Origin of the sequence: Alteromonas sp. MmMcT2-5 (assembly GCF_022348315.1) — a bacterium.
GTDB classification, from domain to species: Bacteria; Pseudomonadota; Gammaproteobacteria; order Enterobacterales; family Alteromonadaceae; genus Alteromonas; species Alteromonas macleodii.
The window spans coordinates 1-22,791 of record NZ_JAKRFB010000032.1; the positions used below are offsets into that span (position 1 = coordinate 1).

The 22,791-nt window shown below is 44.7% G+C and carries 18 protein-coding genes; 14 read left to right on the plus strand and 4 right to left on the minus strand.

Annotation, left to right across the window (positions count from 1 at the left end):
* Positions 1-180: 180 nt before the first annotated feature.
* Positions 181-732: a DsrE family protein gene (locus MHN09_RS13830; RefSeq protein WP_049587872.1), complete on the minus strand. Its 552-nt coding sequence runs from the start codon at positions 730-732 to the stop codon at positions 181-183.
* Between the two features lie 17 nt (positions 733-749).
* Entirely contained in the window at positions 750-1,811 is a 1,062-nt protein-coding gene (locus tag MHN09_RS13835; protein WP_049587873.1) for an L-dopachrome tautomerase-related protein, read from the minus strand.
* A gap of 249 nt (positions 1,812-2,060) precedes the next feature.
* Here MHN09_RS13835 and MHN09_RS13840 point away from each other — a divergent pair, with 249 nt between their 5' ends.
* The 7 genes from MHN09_RS13840 (at position 2,061) to MHN09_RS13870 (ending at position 11,949) form a co-directional block, all read left to right on the plus strand.
* Positions 2,061-2,639 (plus strand): DUF4136 domain-containing protein, encoded by a 579-nt coding sequence (locus MHN09_RS13840; RefSeq protein WP_014977133.1) that lies wholly within the window; start codon positions 2,061-2,063, stop codon positions 2,637-2,639.
* Between the two features lie 187 nt (positions 2,640-2,826).
* Positions 2,827-3,486, plus strand: coding sequence for a hypothetical protein (locus tag MHN09_RS13845; protein WP_049587874.1), 660 nt, complete (start codon positions 2,827-2,829; stop codon positions 3,484-3,486).
* Between the two features lie 169 nt (positions 3,487-3,655).
* A complete protein-coding gene (locus MHN09_RS13850) occupies positions 3,656-5,641 on the plus strand; it encodes a class I adenylate cyclase (RefSeq protein ID WP_239241117.1) in 1,986 nt (661 codons plus the stop codon).
* Positions 5,642-5,803: 162 nt separating this feature from the next.
* Positions 5,804-6,196, plus strand: coding sequence for a BlaI/MecI/CopY family transcriptional regulator (locus tag MHN09_RS13855; protein ID WP_014950296.1), 393 nt, complete (start codon positions 5,804-5,806; stop codon positions 6,194-6,196).
* A complete protein-coding gene (locus MHN09_RS13860) occupies positions 6,189-7,430 on the plus strand; it encodes a M56 family metallopeptidase (protein WP_239241119.1) in 1,242 nt (413 codons plus the stop codon). The genes MHN09_RS13855 and MHN09_RS13860 overlap by 8 nt, the downstream gene beginning before the upstream one ends.
* A gap of 306 nt (positions 7,431-7,736) precedes the next feature.
* Entirely contained in the window at positions 7,737-8,327 is a 591-nt protein-coding gene (locus tag MHN09_RS13865; RefSeq protein ID WP_014950298.1) for a DUF2780 domain-containing protein, read from the plus strand.
* A 145-nt stretch (positions 8,328-8,472) separates the two neighbouring features.
* Positions 8,473-11,949 (plus strand): DUF748 domain-containing protein, encoded by a 3,477-nt coding sequence (locus MHN09_RS13870; protein WP_239241120.1) that lies wholly within the window; start codon positions 8,473-8,475, stop codon positions 11,947-11,949.
* Between the two features lie 170 nt (positions 11,950-12,119).
* Here MHN09_RS13870 and gloA read toward each other — a convergent pair whose 3' ends face one another.
* Both gloA and MHN09_RS13880 read right to left on the minus strand, forming a co-directional pair.
* A complete protein-coding gene (gloA, locus tag MHN09_RS13875; RefSeq protein WP_014950300.1) occupies positions 12,120-12,668 on the minus strand; it encodes a lactoylglutathione lyase in 549 nt (182 codons plus the stop codon).
* 169 nt (positions 12,669-12,837) lie between these two features.
* Positions 12,838-13,488, minus strand: coding sequence for a DUF1456 family protein (locus tag MHN09_RS13880; protein WP_061096414.1), 651 nt, complete (start codon positions 13,486-13,488; stop codon positions 12,838-12,840).
* Between the two features lie 243 nt (positions 13,489-13,731).
* Between MHN09_RS13880 and MHN09_RS13885 the strand changes: the two genes are divergently transcribed.
* From MHN09_RS13885 to MHN09_RS21585, 7 genes are all read left to right on the plus strand, one after another.
* Entirely contained in the window at positions 13,732-14,241 is a 510-nt protein-coding gene (locus MHN09_RS13885) for a 2Fe-2S iron-sulfur cluster-binding protein (RefSeq protein ID WP_239241121.1), read from the plus strand.
* Complete coding sequence (locus MHN09_RS13890; protein WP_239241122.1) at positions 14,241-15,266, plus strand: xanthine dehydrogenase family protein subunit M; 1,026 nt, start codon at positions 14,241-14,243, stop codon at positions 15,264-15,266. The genes MHN09_RS13885 and MHN09_RS13890 overlap by 1 nt, the downstream gene beginning before the upstream one ends.
* Positions 15,253-17,463: a xanthine dehydrogenase family protein molybdopterin-binding subunit gene (locus MHN09_RS13895; RefSeq protein WP_239241123.1), complete on the plus strand. Its 2,211-nt coding sequence runs from the start codon at positions 15,253-15,255 to the stop codon at positions 17,461-17,463. The genes MHN09_RS13890 and MHN09_RS13895 overlap by 14 nt, the downstream gene beginning before the upstream one ends.
* Before the next feature lie 425 nt (positions 17,464-17,888).
* The gene (locus MHN09_RS13900) at positions 17,889-19,499 is read left to right on the plus strand and encodes an ABC transporter substrate-binding protein (protein ID WP_239241124.1); all 1,611 of its coding nucleotides are present in this window, start codon (positions 17,889-17,891) and stop codon (positions 19,497-19,499) included.
* Positions 19,500-19,501: 2 nt separating this feature from the next.
* Positions 19,502-20,485, plus strand: a complete 984-nt coding sequence (locus tag MHN09_RS13905; RefSeq protein WP_239241125.1) for an ABC transporter permease — start codon at positions 19,502-19,504, stop codon at positions 20,483-20,485.
* Positions 20,482-21,351, plus strand: a complete 870-nt coding sequence (locus MHN09_RS13910) for an ABC transporter permease (protein WP_239241126.1) — start codon at positions 20,482-20,484, stop codon at positions 21,349-21,351. The genes MHN09_RS13905 and MHN09_RS13910 overlap by 4 nt, the downstream gene beginning before the upstream one ends.
* Entirely contained in the window at positions 21,348-22,763 is a 1,416-nt protein-coding gene (locus MHN09_RS21585; RefSeq protein ID WP_239241127.1) for an ATP-binding cassette domain-containing protein, read from the plus strand. The genes MHN09_RS13910 and MHN09_RS21585 overlap by 4 nt, the downstream gene beginning before the upstream one ends.
* The last annotated feature ends 28 nt before the right edge of the window (positions 22,764-22,791 follow it).

Sequence of the window (22,791 nt, forward strand, 5' to 3'; positions counted from 1 at the left end):
TGCCATCTATACTGCGTTGAATGTTCTCGATTTAGAACCACTAAACCGTCAAACATTCGCCTTGTCTAGATGGCACACAGACCGCTGCAAAAATGTACAGCAAAGGTCAACAGGCCCTACCTAACCAATGTACAGGAGCTATAGTTAAGCTCCTGTGCGCAAGAGGAATTAACTCACAACTTAAAAAGGGTTAACCGAATACCCTTTTTGTGCCAGGCGCGCGTGGGCTGTCATGGCTGACAAATCCATTTTCACTCCGTCTATCAACGCATTTTTTTCAACGCCATGGGCAGCGGCAGACTGCCCACACACTATTACGTCTACACCTTTCTCCATCAACGCTACAAGTAGCGTTTCGTTTCCATTAGGTAAGCCCTTACGCTCTTTGAAGTTTGCAGTTTTAAGCACTTCTTCTGTGGCAGAGGCGTGAACGACAAGCGCAAGCGAAAGATTTTCCTGCTTAACGCCGTTGGCTACGTGCATATTGATAAACCGTGCCAGCGACTCAAACTTGCGGTTTACCTCACCAGGGCTTGCCGCTTTGGCTACGTCAAACGCAACCTTGAATGTCTGATTTTCAGGAAAACTTACGCCCTCAACATGAGCATGCTTGCCGAAAGTGTCAAACACAGGGCCATAATCAAAATCTGATTTAGCTGAAGCTTGCCCGGCTACTAAGAGTGCTGCTGCAAACCCCAGTGACGCGCTGCCAATCCCTTTTGTGATGCTCATTGCTAATTCCTCGAACTTTAACGCGCAGGTAGCGCTGTCTTATACACTTCAAATATCATGTCGCTAACATCTCTACCCGCATCTTGTATTTTGCTATTGGTATAGTAAAGCGCATTGTTGTAGATACTAAAGGTGTCAGCCCAATTCACCACATCACCCTTCACAAGGGTGCGAAGGTCTAGGCTTGGCGTAAGGTACTGTACTTCTTGCTTTTCCAAGTCGGCCAAATAAACATTACCTTGATGAAAAATCATGCCATCTGGTGCGCCTGTCGTCGCTACTTTTCGCACTTTTTCTGCCAACACGTCATTTGACGATTTCTCGATGTCAGATGTGTTGATGGCATACAGCGAATAACCAGACAACGCGTGAAAATATAGTGTGTCGTTTAACGTATCTAGCGCGATCCCGTCAGACTGAACAGGCATAGTAAAGGGTTTGCCCTGAATACTTAACGCATCGACTTCAGCTTTAGTGGTTTTATGGTTATCTAAAATACGATAGCTGGTATTGTCATCAAGGTTATATACCACTAAACCCGCGTGAGCCGAGTCGGTCATATAAATGCGATTCGTTTTTTCGTCTACTCGCAAGTCATTAATGTACGAATCAGGATGGTAAGCGTCTTCGCTAAGTATCAAGGTTCCTTCTATCTCGCTTGAGGCTAAATCAACAACAAATAAGCGAGGTGCATCCACTACACCTTTAAACTTAGGGTTTCGGGTGTCCAACACATACAGCTTATCCTTGTGCGCAACCACTGACTGCACCGCTAAAAAGCAGTCTTTTCTTACTTCGCTTTGTGCCACACATTCATTTGTTTGGCTATTAGGGTAAGCGACAAATTCTCCGGTGTCGGTAACCTGAGCTACGGAAAAGCGAACGCCGTCACGCCAGTTGGGCGCATTCACAAATACACGACCATCATTACTTACCGTAACACCAGTAATTTGCGTGCCCTTTATGTCACCCACTAATTCAACATTCGCGTCTGGTGAATGTTGCGCGATTGCATTTACAGAAAAAAGTGCGGCGACACTCGTGGCAAGTACCCCTTGTTTTATACGCTTTGTATTCATGTCCTTTTACCTTTAATTAGTGGCTTCGCTTGTCAGCACACACCACAAAGCGGTGCGCATTAACAAAACTGAATGGAATAAAGCATACGGTCTTATTGTGAATGTGGAACACCTTTTAGCGGCTTATCTATGCAGGCTGACGAAAATCAAGCGGTGAAACTTGCTTTACCACTTATGAGATCCAAAACACGCTATGCTTTCGTTTAAGTTAAGAGCTAACAAACTTTACTGAAAATTATGCACAGCAGTATGATGAAAAAACGTGAAACTGGTTTAATGCAAAAGGCAAAGTATTTGAAACAAGTGCTACTTTTAACAGCATGCATGGTCGTGGTTGCCGCATGCAGTAGCAGTAAGCCTCAGGTAAATATGGATGAAACACAAAACTTTGCCGATATTAAAACGTTCTATATTCAGCCTCCTCTAAACCCAATCAACGCAACGCTGGCCAATCACCTTTCCTCAGCCATTACCCAGCGCCTCATTGAGAAAGGTCTCACCCCATCTTCAGAGGAGGACGCCGATATCGCGGTGGGATACCTACCTTCCACCACCACTAAAGAGGATGGCACCACCTTGAATCTAGGGCTGGGCACCGGAAGTTACGGTCGCTCTGGCGGCATTTCATTGGGCAGCATTTTTAGCATTCCGGTTGGAGAGCAAACCACGCTTCAACAAGGGCTTCAAATTGACATGGTTAAAGACGGTACATTTGTTTACAGCGCGTCGGGAGCGGTAGAGCTGGAGTCGAAAGACAGTATCAGCATTCAAAATAAACTTGATGAACTCGTCATCAAGCTCCTTGAGCAATATCCGTCTAACAGATAGCTCACACCTGGGGCACCAATAAGAACCGACTTCTTCGCTAAGGGCTCGCAAGAGCCCTTACTCCATAAAAACTCTTCATAACGATGAACTTGGCGCTGATTTTGCACTTTATTTTGCATATGAATGCCTATATTAGGTCCCCCACTTTTATGCCCCACGCTATGAAGTGAGCTACACAGAGTCAGAAATGGATACCACATACAGCCACTTGTCATCTTCACCTTCACTATTCAATTACTTGGGCGACACAGCAAATGCCCAAAGCGCACTTCAAGATGTTGTAGAAAAATCCAAGCAGGCTAATGCTCTCGGTGATGCGTTCAGTGCGTTTAATGGTGAACTACAGGGCAATCAAATTGACACATATCTTGAAAAAATAGAAAGCGGCGAGGCCTCACTCAACGGCAACACAATTGCAAACTACCTCGATTTTAATCGGCAAAAGCTTGCCTCGGAATTAAGTGATTTAGCGGCAAAACTTGGTATTTCAGACGATACAAAGCTAACAGTGAGTAAAGGTGAGCTGGTGATTGAAAGCAGTCAGGGCGAGCAAGAGTTTAATAAAACCACGTTGCGCCTACAACAGTACCTAGAAAAGGACTCCAACCTTACGTCACTTATTCAACAAACATCTCGTCTGTCTCAGTTCAACGAATGGGGAGATGCCACGTCATTTGCATCAACACTACAAGAGAAAGGCACTGACGAAGCGACTATCCAGTCATTTTTAAAAGAAGCCCGCACGTCAGTGACGTCTGACAATACGCTGATATTCAATAAAAATGGATTTGGCTTTTCTTCCGATGGTAAAACTGATGCGCTAATTGATGCATTTGAGAAGCAGTAGGAGCAATCTTACAAAGTGAATAAGTCTCTATTCATTACCTTCCTCTCACACGAGAGCAGATAAGTACCGAATATCACAAATTAAGAATCACTTTTTCTGTGCGAAATTAGAGGAAGTCGACGCGAAATAACGCTATGCTTGGCTGCATGATGAAGTGCAGATTGACATAATGGCAGCGCAACAGCCGCTTTCCGTTCAGCAAAACCTTACCATTAGGTTATTGCGCGTATTGCGATACAACAAAGCACGTATTGAGCGTGCACTCACGCTCATGCCTGAAAAGCACAGGCCGCTTTTTCATGTGCTACCCTTTCTTGTGCATGTTAACCACGAAGCCCTTCCTGGATATGTGGCCCCACTCACTTCGGGTGAAACCGTTCCATTTGGTATCAACAATTACTCGTTTAGACCTGATGTAGAACAAGCTTTGCAGCGCTGTTTTCCTGCACAGAGTCACTTGTTTTCAGACATTAAGCAAATTTGGCCAAGACAGCGGGCGGTTGATGCACTGGTTTTAATGGGCAGCGTGGGGACTATCGCTCAGACTGACGACTCAGACTTTGATTTTTGGGTGTGTATTGACGGTAAACGTTTTTCGACTACTGAGCTGGCTTTACTTCAACAAAAGCTTACAGCCATTGAAAAATGGGCGGATAACACCTTTGGTATTGAGGTGCATTTCTTTTTATCTGAGATAGATAAAGTTAAGCAAAACGATTTTGGCGTCGCTGAAGGTGAAAGCGCGGGCTCTGCGCAAGCCCTGTTTCTAAAAGCTGAGTTTTACAACACCAATATAGTGGTAGCAGGCAAAGCGCCGTTTTGGTGGCTTACTCCAGAGAAAACATCAGAGAAGCAGTATCAGGCTATTTATAATAGTTTGGAAAAAGGCGGCTCACCAGACGTAGACTGGTTCATGGACTTGGGTCACTTAGAGCGACTAGACGCAAGCGAACTTTTTGGCGCCGCCATTTGGCAATTAGGCAAAGCCATGGACTCGCCATTCAAGTCCGTATTAAAAATGGCAAAGCTTGAAGTATACCTTGCCAATATCTCTCACGGACAACCACTGTGCAACCTTTTGAAAAAGCATGTACACCGCGGTGCTGAAGCTCCAGGGCATGTTGCAGATATCGACCCTTACGCACTCATGTTTGACGAACTCATCGCTCACTACAAAGCCAATGGTCAGGCGGAAGATATTGCTGTATTGCAGCAGTGTTTATATTTGAAATGTGGGTGTACATTGAGCCACCCGCTTGTAGAAGGTGAGCAAGCGAATTTCAAACGCAAAATTATGGCCTCGTATGCAAAACAGTGGGGGTGGAGCCGCAAACTACTTGCCCACTTGGATAACCAACAAGATTGGACATTCAATGAACGTGTGCAGCTGAGCCGTCGAATTCACCGCTTTTTATTAAAGTGTTACCGCCGCATCTCCAAAGAGATTAGTCATCATCAACAGGTGATGGATCAAAAAGACATGACCGTTCTAGGTCGCCGATTAAGTACCTATTACGCTAAAAAGCCGGATAAAATTGAGTTTTTGCGACGCGCTTTTGATGAAAGCCTTTACTGTGAAAAGATCACCATTGCTATGCGTCAGCTCAAAAATGGTAATGAAGTATGGTCAGCTTATGCTGGTGATTTACTGAGTAAATCGGGCATTATCGACGATTCACAAAAAGTTACTCAAGCGGCTAGCGCCATTGCACTGATGGTCTGGCTTGTGTCGAGCAAAATAATAGATACAAACAGTAAGGTTTATCTCGATTACAATTACGGTGAAGTGAGCGAACTAGACTTGAACGATTTGCTTAAGCATTTGTGCAAGTATTTTCCTCCAGTCAAAGTGTCGTCACTACCGCGTAATGACTTGCTGGCGCCAGAACGCATAACCGCATGTTTTGCCATTGTGAACTTCCCCACCCTACGCCAAAAAGCCACGGTAGAGAATGTATCCATCCTTTATACGACGTCTTGGGGTGAAACCTTTTTGAGACACGGCAGCGACGTGCTGGATACGCTGTGGTACGACTTACAAGAAGTAACCCCAAAGCCGCCGTGCTATGTAATGGTGCCACGTGGAAATCAACAAGCACGAATACTCGGCGAGTTCTTAGAAGCTAACGAGCTTAATTTCACCGTTTTATACTGATACGTCCAACGTAACGCTTTCAAAGAAGCGCCAAGCGTAGTACTCCATCTCACACTATCTCTCAGTTTGAAAAATATGCAGAAAAAGCTTGCGCTTTATAATTACAAGTGTAATCTAAAAATATGGACTACAAATGTAATCAAAATAACAGACGTCGTAATTATGAGTAAAATGTCAGACAAACCCGAAATTTCAAACGCTGAATTTGAAGTGCTGGACGTACTGTGGGACGACCATCCTGCCACGTCGAACGAGGTTATTGCGCGACTTAATGACAAAAAAGACTGGCACGAAAAAACCGTCAAAACCTTGTTAGGCCGCTTAGTAAAAAAAGAAGTGTTAGGGTTTGAAAAGCAGCAGCGCCAGTATCTTTATTATCCGCTGATTGCTAAAGAAGACTATACAAAGAAAGAAACCACGAGTTTTGTTAGCCGACTGTTTAAAGGCAAGATCGCCCCTATGGTCGCCGGTTTTGCAAATCAAAACTCGTTATCTAAACAAGATGTGGACGAGCTCAAAGCCCTTATCAAGAAATGGGAAGAAAACAATGATTGATTGGATTATTGCTCAGCAGGGTATTTTGTCGCTAGCGCTTGTTTTACTCATGGTGTGCGAACACTTTTTCACTAATAAAATTGGGGCTTCGCTTACCTATAAGCTATGGGCGCTGATACCAGCTTGCCTCATAGTCAACAACCTTCCAATGTCGCTGGTTAACATTCCATCAAATAGCTTTGCTCGCTATGTGGTTGGCGTTAAGCCCACATTAGACACCGTTGAGTTCGAAACCTGGTTTACTGTATGGGCAATTGGCGTAAGCGCAATTACAGCCTATGTCTTAGCGCATCATCTTAAAATATGGGCATCGATAGGAAAGCGCCACGCTATCCACACCAATGCCTACTATTCCAGCAAAGCTACCACACCTATGCTATTTGGTTTTATCTTGCCAAAGGTGCTTATTCCCTTCTCATTTAAAAGTGCATTTTCGATTCAACAACAAGCACTGGTATTAGAGCACGAGAACGTGCATCGCAAACATTACGATCACCTGTGGAACGCGTTAGCGCTGGTTATCGCTATTGTATTTTGGTTCAACCCACTGGTTTGGCTTGCGCTAAAATCCTTCAGAATTAATCAAGAATTGGCTTGTGATCACGCAGTACTGAAAGACAAGACAGACAACGAAAAACTTATCTATGCAAAAGCACTCGTGCAGTGTGCCGAGCATGGTTCAGACGCCCTGCACTTTACTCGCGGGCTTTACCCAACCTTTGGAGAAAAAAGGACTATGATCAAACGTTTAAACGCGATAAAGCAACCTATGCGTAACAATAAGGCACTGGCTGCAGGCGTACTTTCAATTGCCGCCATGCTCACCATCAACACGGCTTTAGCCAATGCGCCAGTAGCAGAGACAAAATCTGAAGCTAAGATTAACCAGGCATCGCCGGTTAAACGCGTTCCACCAAGCTATCCAGAAAAAGCAGCGCAGCAAAATGTAGAAGGTTTCGTTGTACTCTCTTTCGATATTACTGAAACGGGCGCTACAGATAATGTAAAAGTAGTAACATCAGTGCCTGCTGGCGTGTTTGATAAAAGCGCAAAAGTTGCCCTGAAACAATGGGAATACAAGCCTCGTATTCAAGGTGGCAAAGGCGTGAGGCAGACCGGCCTTCTGGTGCAGCTAGACTATCAGCTTGGTGCCTCTCTTGATACGGCGAGTGTTGAAAAGAACGCTTCCCCTGATGTAGAGCGTATAATCGTTCCACCCAAACAGAGCAAGTAAGCCCCAAAATTGTCAGAATACTAAAAGGAGCGTATCGCTCCTTTTAGTGTTTTGTCTAATTGACTTAGTTCCTGCCTGCTGCACACTACCACTCGATCACCCAAGTCTCTTATAAAATGTAAAGTGCCTTTACAATTTCTATAGAGAATTTACGACCTCACTACGTTAGAATGTGAGTATTCACACACCTGAAAACTTCTAATTTATGGAAGGTTTAAATAGTCGATAGCGCAATTGCTACGGTTATTTTCAATCATGTTACTCCAGATGGGCTTTCGCTGCTGGTGTACAAAAAGGAAATCTATAATGAATCGTATCGTTTTAGCACCTACAGTGCTTGCCCTTACTTTTTTTACTACTTGTGCTAATGCCAATATTGATCAGCTTAAAGGTCTGTTAGGCGGTAAGAAAGCGGAATCGACAGTCACTTCCAGTAGCCTAACTGAAATGGCAACCAGCGCAGCATCTAATATCGACTTGGCTAGCTTAGTGAGTTCAGTTGCAGGTAACCTTAACGTGTCTGAAAACCAATCAGAAGGTGGCATAGCGTCAATTATGAACTATGTACAAGGCAACCTTTCAGGCGCTGATTACGCCCAGTTGGCAAGCAGCATTCCAGGTATTGATAGCCTGCTTGAAGATGTTCCCTCTCTTAGTGGTAACTCAGCAGCAAGCTCAAGCTCTTCACTATCAGGCTTACTCAATAAGGCCTCTGAGTACAGCTCTACACTTAAATCGGTAAACGACTTAAAGCAACAATTTGAAGCGCTAGGCCTTTCAACCGATATGATTGCCAGCTTTGTCACTCAAATCAGCTCGTATTTAAATGTAAATGCAGATGAAGAAACACAGGCGTTGTTTAAATCTGGCCTAGATAATTTGCTAACCGCTCTGTAACCTGTCTAAGGCGTATTAATTCTCTTCTACAATCCAAATTAATACGCTTTAACTTTTTTGCAGGGGCTTTTAGCTTGGTGAAATAGCAACTCCTGTTTATCTTTTTACACTCAAATACACAGCCTAATCGCCTATGCAAAATGCAATGTCTCGGTTTTCTACGAAGCCCAAATGGTTTCGACTATCCACTTATCTTGTTCTCATCTACCTTACTTACGCGCTTCTTATCGGCGTAGTTACGCCTGCGGTATTAAAGGCAAAGTTACCCAACATAGTGAAAGAAAACACTGGAAGAGATGCTGCTGTTGAAGATATTGCAATCAACCCTTTCTTGCTAAAAATAGAAGTGACTAATTTTGTTATCTATCCAAATATGCACTCTTCAAATGAAAGCGAAGATAACGTCGTAATCCTGAACCAAGAAAATCATTTTTTTAGCGTAGGCAATGTTTCGCTGGACGTTGGATTCTGGCAATCACTTTTCACCTTCACTCCTGCCATTGAATCGCTGACCATAAGCAAGCCTTTTATTTCTGTTGCTCGTTTAAACGAAAATGATGACGAACAAACCTTTAACTTCTCTGACATTCTTACCCACGTAGAGAAACGCAGTACAAAAGCACCTGAAGAGCCTAATGACACTAGCGAAGGGCAAATTCCCCGAATTACGTTACGTGATTTTGCACTTAACGAAGGGCGAGTGGTTATTGAAGACAAGGTGACCAACACCCTACTTGATTACCCAGAATTGAGCGTTGACTTGCAAGATTTGGATACTCACGCTTTGATCAGTTCAACCAGTGTTGGCAACAAAAACGCTAACCCTAAAAGCGATAAAAGTGAGAGTGATCAATCAAAAGGTAAGTTAGCGTTCAACCAATATCAATTTAACTTGCTCACCGCAGAGAAAGGTAACATCGCCATTGATGGCGAGTTTCAGCTATCTCCGTTAAAAGTTACGACAGACATCACGATAAACGATGTAGCGCTTACGCCGCTTTGGTCACTTTCGAAAGATTTGATAGAAGCAGATTTAGTAAACGGCAAGGTTAACTTAAGCCTGCATGCTGAAGTTTTTGAACAAGACACAACTTTTCAGTTTATTTTAGAGCGTGGCGAATTTGCTGTTAACAACCTTGCGTTTAACGCTGATTCTTCGCCAGCCACAACAGGCACCGCCAAGAGTTCGCAAGAGATCATTGCCATACCCGCGTTTGCCATACACGATGTAAACGTAAACGGTTTAGAACAGCGAGTAAGCATTGCTGGCGTTGCCATCGACAACGTTCGAGTGTCGGCCCTATTTAATGAGTCAGGGCTTGACTTACAGCGCCTGTTTACCCCAAAAAGCTCAGCGGCAGATGCTACATCAGCTAACGCTAACCCCAGCGCAGCACATACAAGTAATAGCGCAGCGCAAATAGGTATTAGCACAGCGCAAGAAGGAAATAGTGAAACAGAAGATGAGGATGTTTCCAACGTAGCAACCGACAGCACAAATGAACTAGCACAAGAGACCGCGTGGTATGTCGAGCTACAACAATTTGAATTTAGTAAGGGTACCATCGACCTAATAGAGCGCAGCGTAAGTGATGGCACCTATTACCGCCTCAGCAATATTAGTATTAAAAGCGGCGAAGTTACCACTGACTTCTCTAAACCCATATCCTACACCACAAGTTTGCATGTCTCTGCCAATCCACAAACGTTTAGCGATGCACCTAACGGTGCGCTAAGCAGCAGCGGCCAAGTAGTTATTGCCGAACAGACCATAAAGGGTAAAGCAGCGATTGAGCAACTGGTGCTAAGTCAGTTCCAGCAGTACGTTTCCCCCCTCGCAAATGTGACCCTTGAAGATGGGCTATTTAATTTAAACGTTGAGTTTGATGGGGCATTTAACAACGCCGCTGATAAAGACGATATAGACTCACTAAACGTTAAGGCTAGTACTAGCATTAATAATTTAAGCGTACTGGATGACGCCAGCTCTCCCCTACTACAATGGCAGTCTTTAAATGTAGACAACATTGAGTTTGATCACGCGTCGAACCAGCTAAGCGTAGACAATATTCACCTTCAAGCGCCATTTGCACGACTTATTATTGATGAAGCGAAACAGACCAATGTGAGTAAGCTGATTGTCGCTTCATCAGACAAGTCCGCTAACAGTGAAAGTGCCAGCGAAACTGGCAGCGCAACCGCGTCGAAAGCATCAAACGCAAACGTGCCTGCGGGCACTACAGCTGAGCCTTCACAAGCCAACGAATTGGCCATCGCAGTCAACACCATATCAATAGAAAACGGCAAAGCGTATTTTGCTGACCATTCATTAACGCCCAAATTTGCGTCTGCTATAGAGAGTTTAAATGGCAAAGTATTGGGAATTGACTCTCGCTCAACTTCCCCTGCCAATGTTGATATCACCGGAAAGATAGACAACTATGCTCCGGTCAAACTAGCAGGCACTATTCACCCATTAAAAGATGATATAGACCTTGATTTAGATTTTTCAGTCAAAGGCGCCGAACTGACTTCAGTTAACCCCTACTCAGGCACCTACATGGGCTACTACATTGACAAAGGCTTGCTGTCATTGGCTGTGCAATACAAACTAAACGGTAAGGCACTGGAAGGTAAAAATCATGTTGTTATTGACCAATTAACGTTGGGCAAGAAGTCGAACTCTGATCAGGCATTAAGCCTACCGCTTGGCCTTGCTATTGCGTTATTAGAAGACAGAAACGGCGTTATCGATTTGGGTTTGGATGTGTCTGGCGATATCGATAGTCCGGACTTCAGTTTCGGCTCCATTATCCTCAATGCTATTGGCAATATTATAACCAAAGCTGTTACTGCACCGTTTTCGCTACTTGCGAACCTGGTTGGCAGTGACGACGAACTCGACAACGTTGAGTTTGGGTTTGGAGAGCATTCGCTAAATGCGGACGCTCAAGAAAAACTGAATACCCTTGCCAAAGCACTTAAAAAACGTCCAGGGCTTAGGGTTAATATCGAAGGTACAGTCAACGCCATGTCTGATGCAAGTGCCCTAGCCCAACGTCAGTTAAACACTACACTTTTAACAAGAAGCGGCTATGCTGATGCATCTGCTACTTCCGGCAATGCTAGTACTAACGTAAATTCTCTTGCTGGCGGTGAAAATGAAAGTTCCAACACCCCTGGCAGCGTACAGCGCGACTCAATAAGTGGCAGTAATATCCCACTGGAAGGCCCGTTAGCCGATGCGCTTTTATCCTACTATGTTGAGGTGTTTACACCTGACCTTAATCAAGAATATGACAACATGGTGGCGCAGCTTTACCCTGAACTCGCAAATTCAGACAATGAACAGATCCAAAAGAGTGCTGATAACAATAAGGAAGTCATTAACGAAGAAAGTGTAAACCGAGCATTAAGCATTGCCCGATACAACAAACTACGTAACAACATTGATATCCCTGAAAGTGACTTAATCCTTCTGGCTGACGCGCGCAGTAAAGCGGTGAAAGGTTATTTGGCAAATGAAGCTGAGGTAGAAGCGAATCGCTTATTCTTGCTTAATACTCAGCACGACTTACATACCGAATTTAGCGGTGTGGAATTAACGTTAGAAGCGAAGTAATGAACGGGTTGGCTTGAAAATAAAACCCTATAATTTAGGGTTCCATAAGGTCACTAAACAAAAAAGGGTAGCTTATTCAGTTAAGCTACCCTTTTTTGTAAACAGTGACTTCTGATACTACTTGCTACTTAAAACCCAGCTAGCAAATGGTACCGTAGTGCGTGCCTCGCCTACTTCTTCAAATGGGGCGCGCAAGTTGCGGATACGTTAGACGCGTTGAAAATTTCGATCCAATAGCCGTCTGGGTCTTTGATAAATGCGATCCCTTTCATAGAACCATCATTAAGCCCTTTCTGAAAAGGAACGTCTAGTGATGCAAATCGTGCACATGCAGCTTCAGCATCAGGCACATGAAAACCAATATGCCCAAAACCTTTTGGCTCTGTATTTCCGTTATGATAATCAACCGTTTCTGGTGTATCGCCCCAATTGTGGGTTAGCTCCAACATGGCCGGGCGACCAAAAGTTTGCTGAGTACGTTCGTCTACATCGTCAGAAATATCAGAGAAATCATCACCTGCCGCCAAAAAATAAAGGCTGAACTTCATTTCTTCAAAATCTAGACGCTTAATTAGCGTCATTCCCATAACTCGCGTATAGAAATCTAGCGAACGCTTGGGGTCGGCAATGCGCAGCATAGTTTGGTTGAACACAAAACCTTGTGTCGCGGCATCTTTCTCTTCATACAGGCCTTCGGCCTTATCGAAATGTCGGCTCATAATAGTCGTCCTTAGCGATATAGATAATTAAGGCAAGGCAATCTTGCTTTGCCTAAAAACGAGTGCATAGAAGTGAGGGGTAATTTTCTTTTCACAACAGCACTTAGTCTATCCTCTTACGCGCTTTACCTCAGATGCGTTTTATTCAACGTCTATTTTTACAGCGCTTTTATTTTTTAGGGAGCTTTCCCCAAACCGAACCTGCATCACTTTTTTTCACTGGCGACACTTTAGAATTGGTGTTTTTGCCAGCCGCTTCTTTTTGTTTACTAGCGCCTTTATTAAATGAGCCTGACTTAGTACCAGAAGTGCTTGGGCTATCTGATTTTTTAGACGAAGTTTGTCGCGTGGACTCCGGTCGATATTTTTTCACCATACCTTGCAACAAATTGCGAACCACTTGATCGCCAGCGGGTTTAAAGTTGCGATGGTCTGGCTTTCTAAAAAACGCCGACAGCTCACCTTTACTCATTCTAAAGTCTGCTAGTTTAAGCACCGCTATCATATCGTCATCTTTATAACTCATTGCAATACGGATTTTGCGCAGTACTTCGTTATTACTTAGTCGCTCTTTTGGCCCCAGCTCTTGAGGCATTTGCCCTTCTTGACGACCACGATTTTTAATAATCAATCCATCTAGAAACAACGCAATAATCTTGTCGCGACACGGTAGATAGCCCTCTTCGCCTTCCCGCTTCATCACAGCATGTAAATAATCAATTTCCATGTCGTAGTTAACTAATTTAAAAATACTTATGGCGGCGGTATCGTTGATAGCTAATGCATAACGAAGGCGACGCAGAACATCGTTGTGGATCATGAAAATGGGCCCGAAAAGTGGAGTAGCCAATAATTGGTATGGATTAAAGTGTAGCGCAAAGCACGCTTTCGCATATTTTACACTACTTGGCCATATGCATCTATCGCGGGCTGTCAGGAGCGTTATTTCCACCAACACATAGTGAAACCAAATTAACGTACTTGGCGTAACGACATTGTACATCTGGTTTCGCTCATTTCATCGGCGTACCGAAATTGAGCTCATTGGTAGAAGGATACTTCCATGGCAACATTAAATCTCAACGGGAAAGACGTCAGTATTCCCGATGATCCACGAACGACTTTGTTAGATTTTCTCCACCAGCATTTATCACTTTTTGGCACCAAAAAAGGTTGTGACCACGGTCAATGTGGTGCTTGTACCGTTATCGCTGACGGCAAGCGTATTAATGCATGCTTAGTGTTTGCATTCCAGTTAGAAGGCGCTGAAGTCACAACTATTGAAGGTATCGGTGAAGGTGAAAGTCTTCATCCGCTGCAAAAAGCTTTTATCGAGCGCGACGCGTTTCAGTGTGGCTATTGCACATCTGGTCAAATATGTTCAGGCGTATCCCTACTTAGGGAAATGAAGAATGAAGACCCTAGCGCAGTTACTTATAGTCAAACTCGTCACAGTAAAGCTTCATTGAAAGAAGAAATCAGCGAACGCATGAGCGGTAACCTATGCCGCTGCGGCGCCTACCCTAACATTGTGGATGCTATAACCGATGTTATTGCTTTGGAGAGACAATAATGCAGCCATTCACTCTTCATCATTATAACGGCGAAAAGCCGTTGAGTAGCCTGCCCCTGGACACAAGATCACGTTTTTTGGCCGGAGGTACAAACCTAATAGATTTAATGAAACTACAGGTAGAAACGCCTAAAACATTAGTAAGTCTTGCGAAATGGCATAAAGCTAACACGATCAGCGAAGACGACAATTACTATTATATTGGCGCCATGGTGACGAATTCTGACTTAGCGAAGTTTGCTCACACGCAGCCCTCTCTGTCTTTACTTGCACAAGCTTTATTAAGCGGTGCAACAGTTCAACTTAGAAATAGGGCAACCACTGCAGGCAATTTGCTACAACGCACCCGCTGTTATTATTTTTGCGACACCACAAAAGCCTGTAATAAACGAGAGCCAGGCACTGGCTGTAGCGCATATAACAGCGTGAATAGAATTCATGCCATATTTGGCACTAGCGAGAGCTGTATCGCCACACACCCTTCCGACATGGCCGTAGCCATGATTGCGCTTAACGCACAGGTACATACGCAGCAACCTGATGGCAACACGCGTCAAATCGCGCTACTAGATTTCTACCGTGAACCTGGCGACACGCCGCACATAGAAACCCAATTAGACGAAGATGAACTCATTACCCATGTCAGCATAAAGAAAAAAGCAAACGGTACTCAGTACTATCACAAAGTACGCGACCGTTCTTCCTATGCGTTTGCACTCGTTTCTGTTGCGGCTGGTTTGAAAATTGAAGATGGTCGTTTTAAAGACCTTTCTCTCGCCTTTGGTGGTGTGGGCACCAAGCCTTGGTATCCGCAAAAAGCAATCAGTTTTCTTGAAGGCGCGGAACCAACCCAAGAAGTCATATTGCAAGCCGCGGAAGCTGAGTTATCCGAAGCAAAAACGTTTGGCAGTAATGACTTTAAACCAGAACTATTGCGCAGGATGTTAACAAAAGTGCTTTTAGAGTTAGCAGAACATCAGGTAAAGCACCCAGGACATGAAGGAGCTTTATATGACAACGCATAATGCCAAAACTGTAGGGACGCCAGTTAATCGAGTTGATGGTTCAGCAAAGGTGTCAGGTCAAGCAAGGTACGCTGCGGAGCATATGAGCGATCGCACTCCTTTGATAGGCTGGATTGTATCAAGTGATACTGCCGTAGGTAAAATCACATCCCTTAATACAGAACAAGCGGAACAGGCCGATGGCGTACATGCTGTGATCACGTATAAAAATGCAGGTACTCTCAAGCCTTTTAGCAAGCCAGCAGATGAAAGCAGGTTTACTCAAAGTCGCGCCGTACTTAATGAACCTCACATTCGTCATTTCGGTGCGCCGGTCGCTCTAGTTATTGCTGATACGTTGGAGCAAGCACGCTATGCCGCAAGTCTAGTAACCTTCACCATAGACGGTGAAATACCAGATTTGCTGACAGAATTCGATGATGCAACGCAAAAACCAGCGTCGCTAGATGGTGGGTTTGAGGCAGATGCATCTAGCGGTGATAAACCGCAGCAAAGTGATATCCAAGCAAGCATTAACGAAACTTATACTACACCCAGCCAAATCTCTGCTGCTATGGAGCCTCACGCCACGGTTGCCGACTTTAAAGATGGAAAGCTTGAGGTCTATTGTAGCGTTCAGATTATAGCGACGGCTGTTGAGGCGCTTGCGATTACGCTTGAAATGGATGAAGCAGACATCGTAGTGCAGAGCCCCTTTGTAGGTGGCGGGTTTGGCTCTAAGCTAGGTCTTCATTACGATGCAACGCTCGCTTGTATAGGGGCCAGGTATTTAGAGCGGGCTGTCAAAGTGGTGTTAAGCAGGCGTCAGGTCTTTTATAACACCCCTCATCGAGGGCACAGCATACAGAAAATTAGCCTTGCTTCTGGTGATGATCATGCACTGTTAAGCGTACAACACAAAAGCGCTATGCCAAAAGCCAAGGGCTATGAGTTTGCCGAAGCAACAGGGGCTGGCGCACGGGTTACCTATAAATCTCAGTTCATTGAAAGTACGCATAGGGTCAAAGACGTAGACCTGCCGCTTATTGACTCTACCCGTTCTCCCGGAGATGCCATTGGTTCCCTTGCTTTTGAATCGGCCATTGATGAACTTGCCCACGAAGCCGGTATCGACCCGCTTACGTTTCGCATAAAAAACCTGCCGGTAGTTCACCCTATGAAAGGTGCGCGGTTTACCACCCACAACTTAGGTGAGTGCCTTCGTCAAGGCGCGCAAAACTTCAAGTGGCAGCATAAAACACAGCCCACACCGGGTAAACAAATCGGCCATGGCGTAGCGAGTGCTATGCGTATGAATGTGCTGGTGGAAAGTTCAGCTGAAGTGGAATTGAGTGCTACCGGTGAGGTAACGGTTCGCACTGATATGACAGATATTGGTACAGGCACCTACACAATTCTCACACAAATTGCCGCCGATACTTTAAATACGTCGGTAGACAATGTCACAGTAAAACTCGGTGATAGCCGCTACCCTGCTTCATGTGGTTCAGGTGGCTCATTTGGCGCAGCAAGCTCTGGTTCTGCGGTTAAAAAAGCCTGTGAAGCGCTTATTGCGAATATTAAAAGCTCACTTCCCCCAGCCCTTAGCCAAGCTGAAGTACAAATTTTAGATGGGCAAATAAAGTTAGTCTCGATTGCACAAGGTGATGATGAAGTAAGTAGTCCGGTATTACTCGCCAACTTTATGTCCGACAGCGACTTCCCCATAACAGCAACCGGTAAAGTATCCGAGGATGACACCAGCGATGATGAGCAGTATTCATGTGGCGCTCATTTCGCGGAAGTAGAGGTAGATGAATACACGGGTGAAGTTAGGCTACTTCGCCAATACGGTATGTTCAGCGCGGGGCAAATCTTGAATATGAAAACAGCTGCATCTCAAATAAAAGGGGGAATGGTATGGGGCGCTGGCTACGCACTTACTGAAGGGATCCATCACCATAGAGACACGGCAAGCTTTGTAAATCCAGATTTTGGTGAATATCATGTGGCAGTCAATCGGGACATTGCCGAAGTTAGCCTGGATTTCTTACAAGAGGCAGATTATGCCGCATCGCCAGTGGGTGCAAAAGGTATTGGTGAACTAGGCATTACTGGAGCAGGCGCCGCCATCGCTAACGCAATTTATGATGCATGCAAAGTGAGAGTACGAGACTTTCCCATTACCATGGATAAAATAATCGCAGGTAAAAACTAAGCAAAAAAAGCGGCCTGACAAGGCCGCTTCACATTAAGAAGCTTTTTCATTATTGTTATCCAGTGTGTTTGATAGGGCTCAAAACCCTTTTTTAATTTGTAGTACTATCACTCTATAGCATTACTAATAAATGCTTAAAGTTACAATGTAACATACGACCAACTGCCCATTACAAAAGTTGAAAATATTGTGCACCGACTTAACATTACTTAATATCTTGATGGTCATTAGCCAGTGCATTTTTTCAAAAAGTAGTTTAGCCCTACCGACTCAACCTGTACATTTATTCAACAAATCGTATATTATCCAATCTGGATCTTTGTTTTACTATTCAGGGCGTCAGCCTAAGAATACTGATACTGATTCACAGGATTCAAATAGACACGAAAAAGCTTAAAGGCTCGAAGGGAATACATAAAAATAATATGCGGATTAGACATCTAACAATTTTACTCGTCGTTGCCAGCGTTCTACTTAGTGCCTGCACACCTTCACAACCTACAAACAAAATTCTGATCAGTGGTCCTTTTGAACCAGTCAATAACGATCCGGCAAGTACCGGCTACATGTTTACACGAATGCAAATTCTGGAAACTCTCATAGACGTGGATAACCAAGGTCAGCTTATCCCAGGGCTTGCTAGCTCATGGTCAAATGATGAGGACTTTACTGTTTGGACATTTAATTTACGTCCTGATGTGTATTTTCATGACGGCACATTAATGACCGCCGACGCCGTCTACAAAAGCCTTTCGGTCGCGTTTGGTAAACCAACGCCATTTTCAAAAGATATGATCGCCAACATGGAGGTGGTATCAGGATATTCTATCAAGTTCACCTTGAACCAAAGTTACCGTCCTTTCCCTTCCCTGTTAAGTAATTATGCAACTGCGATCGTGGCACCTGCTACCTTCGGCAAGTTCAATCGAATTAAAACCTTAATAGGTACAGGCCCCTATCAGATTACGCACTTTGAACCACCCCACAATATTACAACCACGCGCTTTGACAATTATTGGGGCGAGCCCGCTGTTATTGAAAACGTTGAGTACGTAACGGGTCACCGCTCTGAAACGCGGGCGCTTATGGTACGAACGGGGCAAGCAGATATTGTGTACAACCTCGACCCTGCGGCGGTCAGCATGTTGCGCACGGACTCTAACGTAAACGTATTTAGCGACAGGATCCCTCGCACCACTTTAGTTAAGTTAAATAGCGGCCATCCTATCCTCTCAGATGTAAAAGTAAGGCAAGCACTGAGTTTAGCGATTGACAGAAAAGGCATTGTATCTGGCGTAATGCGTATATCGAATATCTCTGCTGATCAGCTATTTGGCCCAAATATTCGAGACTGGCATATTCGTTCTACTGCCACAGATAATGCTACCAATACTATTTCAATGGGTGACGCTGACAATAATCCAACAATTAAAAATAGCGTTGAAAATGGCGACTTATTATTAAATAGGAAAAAAGCGGCACAGCTGCTAACCGACGCGGGATGGTTAGTAGGTGAGAATGGAGTGCGCTACAAAAATGGCTCACCTTTAACGCTTGATATGATTACCTATGCCAATCGGCCAGAACTCATTACCATTGCCACGGCAATTCAAGATCAGTGGGCTAGCATTGGAGTGAAGCTCTCTGTTCATATGGAAAATGTAAGTGCCATTCCTTCAGGGCATGCTGATGGTACATTACAAACTGCACTTATGGCGCGTAACTTTGCTAACATCCCAGACCCTCTCGGTATAATGCTGGCTGACTTTTCTTCAAAAGAAGGCGGCGATTGGGGGCCAATGAACTGGCAAAATGAAAAAGTGTTTAGCGATTTAAAGACATTGAGTCACACTACGGATGAACACGCTTACAAATCGTTGATATCATCAATTATGCAAGAAGTTCAGCAAGACGTTCCTCTTATCCCCGTTATGTACTATGTGCAGCAAACGGCGACTTCTAGCCGACTAAGAAACTTCAGCTTCGACCCTTACGAGCGTTCTTTTCGCGTATCTCAAATGAGAATAGCCCCATAATAATGAGAAAAATCCTACTTCAACGGCTGCTTCAAGCTGTACTGATGGCGTGGAGTGTAGGCACACTCACATTTATTATAACCCGTTCACTACCTGGAGATATGGCTTACAAAATAGCGGCTGGCCGCTACGGTGACGATGCGGTAAGTACAAGTGCCGCTAACGCCGTAGCAGAGGAACTTGGTCTGCACAGAAGCGCTTTCGAACAGTACGTAAGCTGGATGACTGATTTAGCCTCACTGGATTTAGGTAATAGCTTGGTCACGGGGGCCCCCATTGTTGTTGAGCTACAAAATCAGCTTTCTTACACCCTTGTTCTCGCTGGACTCGCTATTCTGGTATCCGCATTAATTGCGTTTCCTCTGGGAATTTATAGCGGCATCAGAAGCGCTCGAAAAAGTGAAAATACTCCTAAAAGCCGTGCTTCTCTTTTTGATAAAGCAGTATTAGTGTTTTCCACGTTCGTGCGCTCTCAACCAGTCTTTTGCTTGGGGCTAATTCTCATCTTTATTTTTGCTCTAGAGCTCAACTGGCTTCCGGTTGCGGGCTCTTCAGGCTTTGTCTATACCATATTACCTGTAATGACCTTAGGGTTAAGCCTGGCGGCTATATCAAACCGCGTAATTCGCAATAGTACTGTTAATGCGGTTCAATCGGGTTACTTCCATTTCGCCAAGATAAAAGGGTTAAGCGCTCTAGAAGCGTTCAGGTGCCATGCGCTACCTAACATTGTAATACCTGCTCTAACCTTCATGGGCATACAACTTATCGGGTTAATTGAAGGCGTAATTATGATTGAAAGCCTTTTTGCTTGGCCCGGCATAGGACACGGACTTTCCCATGCTGTCTTTGCCCGCGACATCACTATGTTACAAGGCACAGCGTTGCTGATGGGCATGTTATTCGTATTGGTCAACACACTAGTCGATTTAAGTCAGTATGCACTCGACCCAAGGGTGAGGGAAAATCGAGGACATAGCCAATGAAGACACCCGCCTTACCTGTTGAAAAAGTGATTGGCTTTTCACTTTTGATGCTGCTCTTATTACTTGCGTTGGGCGAGCCTGTTCTATTGGGAACAAACGGTAATCAACAAAATTTAAAGCAAGTACTCGAAGCCCCAAGTGCGCAACATTGGTTAGGTACAGATCAGTTCGGACGCGACATGTTAGCCAGAATCTCAGAGGGTCTGCGCATATCACTCTCTCTCGCTGCACTGTGTGTACTAAGTTCATCAATCATTGGCGTGCTAACGGGCGTAATTGCAGCGTGGTGTAGAGGTTGGGTAGATACGACCTTGAATTTCATTGCCAATACAATATTAGCGCTCCCCGGACTGGTACTTATTCTTCTTTTCGCGGCTCTAGTACCCGGCTCTTTCATTATGCTGTATTTAGCCATTTCCTTAGTACTGGCCGTCGAGTACTTCAGGCTGGTACGTGCTATCACTCTACCAGTAGTGACAGGCCCTGCACTGGAAAACTCTGCGCTAATGGGTTTTCCAAAACGCTATTTATTTAGTAAGCATATATGGCCCGCCATTCGACAAGACGTGTTATCACTTGCTGCTTTTGGTGCCTCCTCCTCAATTATCGCCATGGCATCGGTGGGCTTCGTTTATGTTGGTTTAAAACCACCCAGCCCTGAGCTCGGGCTGATGATAGTTGAGCTTTTTCCATACTATCACGAAGCACCTTGGCTGCTCGCACAACCTATTTTCACCCTATTCGCTCTCGTACTGGGCTTTCACTTACTTTCTGCGAAGAGTGACAAAACACCTCGTTTAAATAAGTTCATTTTTGACAGCAGCAGTAGACTATCAAAGAGTGAAGCATTGGAGCGCAAACTGTGAGCCAGTACATTGCTATTGAACACTTATCAATTTACGCGCAAGACACCATTATTGTAGAGGATCTATCCCTCAACCTTGAACAAGGCGAGACACTGACTATATTGGGTGAAACCGGGGCAGGTAAAAGTCTGCTAGCGCAAGCAATTATGGGCGACTTACCACCTGCACTGAGGGTTACGGGAAATGTTCTGGTAAACGGTGTAGATATGCTTCGTGCGAACCGACGAGAATGTGAACAATTGTGGGGGCGAGACATTGTTATGCTGCCGCAAGAGCCATGGCATTCTCTAAGCCCAATGATGAAAATTCGCCAGCAAGTCGCCGAAGTTTTTCGGTTTACATTGGGTAACGGTGCTCGCGAAGCACAAAAGAGTGCAAAGACACAGCTAGACAGACTAGCTCTTAAAGACGACAGCGATAAAGTCCCTTCTCAACTTTCTGGTGGAATGGCACAGCGTGTTGCTTTTGCCTGTGCATCAGTGACTAATGCACCTTTATTTCTAGCCGACGAACCCACAAAAGGGCTAGATGCCGGACGCAAACATCACATTATTGAGCAACTAAAGCAAAAAGCTAACGACGGTACGCTGCTTACCATTACGCACGATGTTTCAGTGGCAGAGGCACTGGGTGGTAAATGTATGGTGCTTAAAAACGGGAAACTGGTTGAAACAGGTGATACCCGCAAGATACTGTCCTCCCCGTCTTCAAACTATACCAAAACCCTTATTGCGTCGGCTCCGCATCACTGGACGGCTACCACAAAAAAAACGCATAGGTTTGCACCGCTGGTATCGGTGAATGACCTCACAATTATGAGAGGTAACCATACACTATTTACTGACCTTAGTTTTTCTTTAGGGGAAGGCGAAATTGTCGGGCTTTGTGGTGATAGCGGCAGTGGAAAAACGTCTCTAGGTGATGCTCTACTTGGGCTTCTACCCTATCAAGGCAATATTGCGTTTCATACGCTTTTACACCGTTATCAAACCCTAAAGCTATATCAAGATCCCCCCAGTTCATTTGCCGATCACACTACGCTTAAATCATTGATTGATGACGTAATAAAGCTTCACAAGGTGTCTAAAAAGCGTGCCGATTTACTTTCATCTCAACTAGGCCTTAACCAGCGATTGTTTGAGCGCAGCGCCTCTGAGGTAAGTGGAGGTGAGCTTCAACGCATTGCATTGCTGCGCGCGCTGCTACTAAGGCCCAAGCTACTTATAGCTGATGAGCCAACATCTAGGCTCGACCCCATTACAAGTAAGGCAATTACTCACTTACTTGTCGATCAATGCAGAGAAGAAAATTGCACGGTGCTCTTTATCAGTCACGATAGAACACAGCTAGAAAAAGTCTGTGACCGCGTCATTGACCTTCAGACTCTCACAACATCAAAAGCCGTTATATAACGGCTTTTGGAAGACAAGATTCAGGGCA

Bases quoted from the DNA above. Each gene is read 5' to 3' on its own strand.
- MHN09_RS13910 (WP_239241126.1), top strand. From the start codon at position 20,482: ATGAAGACACCCGCCTTACCTGTTGAAAAAGTGATTGGCTTTTCACTT.
- MHN09_RS13890 (WP_239241122.1), top strand. From the start codon at position 14,241: ATGCAGCCATTCACTCTTCATCATTATAACGGCGAAAAGCCGTTGAGT.
- MHN09_RS13835 (WP_049587873.1), bottom strand. From the start codon at position 1,811: ATGAATACAAAGCGTATAAAACAAGGGGTACTTGCCACGAGTGTCGCC.
- MHN09_RS13860 (WP_239241119.1), top strand. From the start codon at position 6,189: ATGATTGATTGGATTATTGCTCAGCAGGGTATTTTGTCGCTAGCGCTT.
- MHN09_RS13880 (WP_061096414.1), bottom strand. From the start codon at position 13,488: ATGATCCACAACGATGTTCTGCGTCGCCTTCGTTATGCATTAGCTATC.
- MHN09_RS13885 (WP_239241121.1), top strand. From the start codon at position 13,732: ATGGCAACATTAAATCTCAACGGGAAAGACGTCAGTATTCCCGATGAT.
- MHN09_RS13845 (WP_049587874.1), top strand. From the start codon at position 2,827: ATGGATACCACATACAGCCACTTGTCATCTTCACCTTCACTATTCAAT.
- MHN09_RS13850 (WP_239241117.1), top strand. From the start codon at position 3,656: ATGGCAGCGCAACAGCCGCTTTCCGTTCAGCAAAACCTTACCATTAGG.
- MHN09_RS13865 (WP_014950298.1), top strand. From the start codon at position 7,737: ATGAATCGTATCGTTTTAGCACCTACAGTGCTTGCCCTTACTTTTTTT.
- MHN09_RS13870 (WP_239241120.1), top strand. From the start codon at position 8,473: ATGTCTCGGTTTTCTACGAAGCCCAAATGGTTTCGACTATCCACTTAT.
- MHN09_RS13900 (WP_239241124.1), top strand. From the start codon at position 17,889: ATGCGGATTAGACATCTAACAATTTTACTCGTCGTTGCCAGCGTTCTA.
- MHN09_RS13855 (WP_014950296.1), top strand. From the start codon at position 5,804: ATGAGTAAAATGTCAGACAAACCCGAAATTTCAAACGCTGAATTTGAA.
- MHN09_RS13830 (WP_049587872.1), bottom strand. From the start codon at position 732: ATGAGCATCACAAAAGGGATTGGCAGCGCGTCACTGGGGTTTGCAGCA.
- MHN09_RS13905 (WP_239241125.1), top strand. From the start codon at position 19,502: ATGAGAAAAATCCTACTTCAACGGCTGCTTCAAGCTGTACTGATGGCG.
- gloA (WP_014950300.1), bottom strand. From the start codon at position 12,668: ATGAGCCGACATTTCGATAAGGCCGAAGGCCTGTATGAAGAGAAAGAT.
- MHN09_RS13895 (WP_239241123.1), top strand. From the start codon at position 15,253: ATGACAACGCATAATGCCAAAACTGTAGGGACGCCAGTTAATCGAGTT.
- MHN09_RS13840 (WP_014977133.1), top strand. From the start codon at position 2,061: ATGATGAAAAAACGTGAAACTGGTTTAATGCAAAAGGCAAAGTATTTG.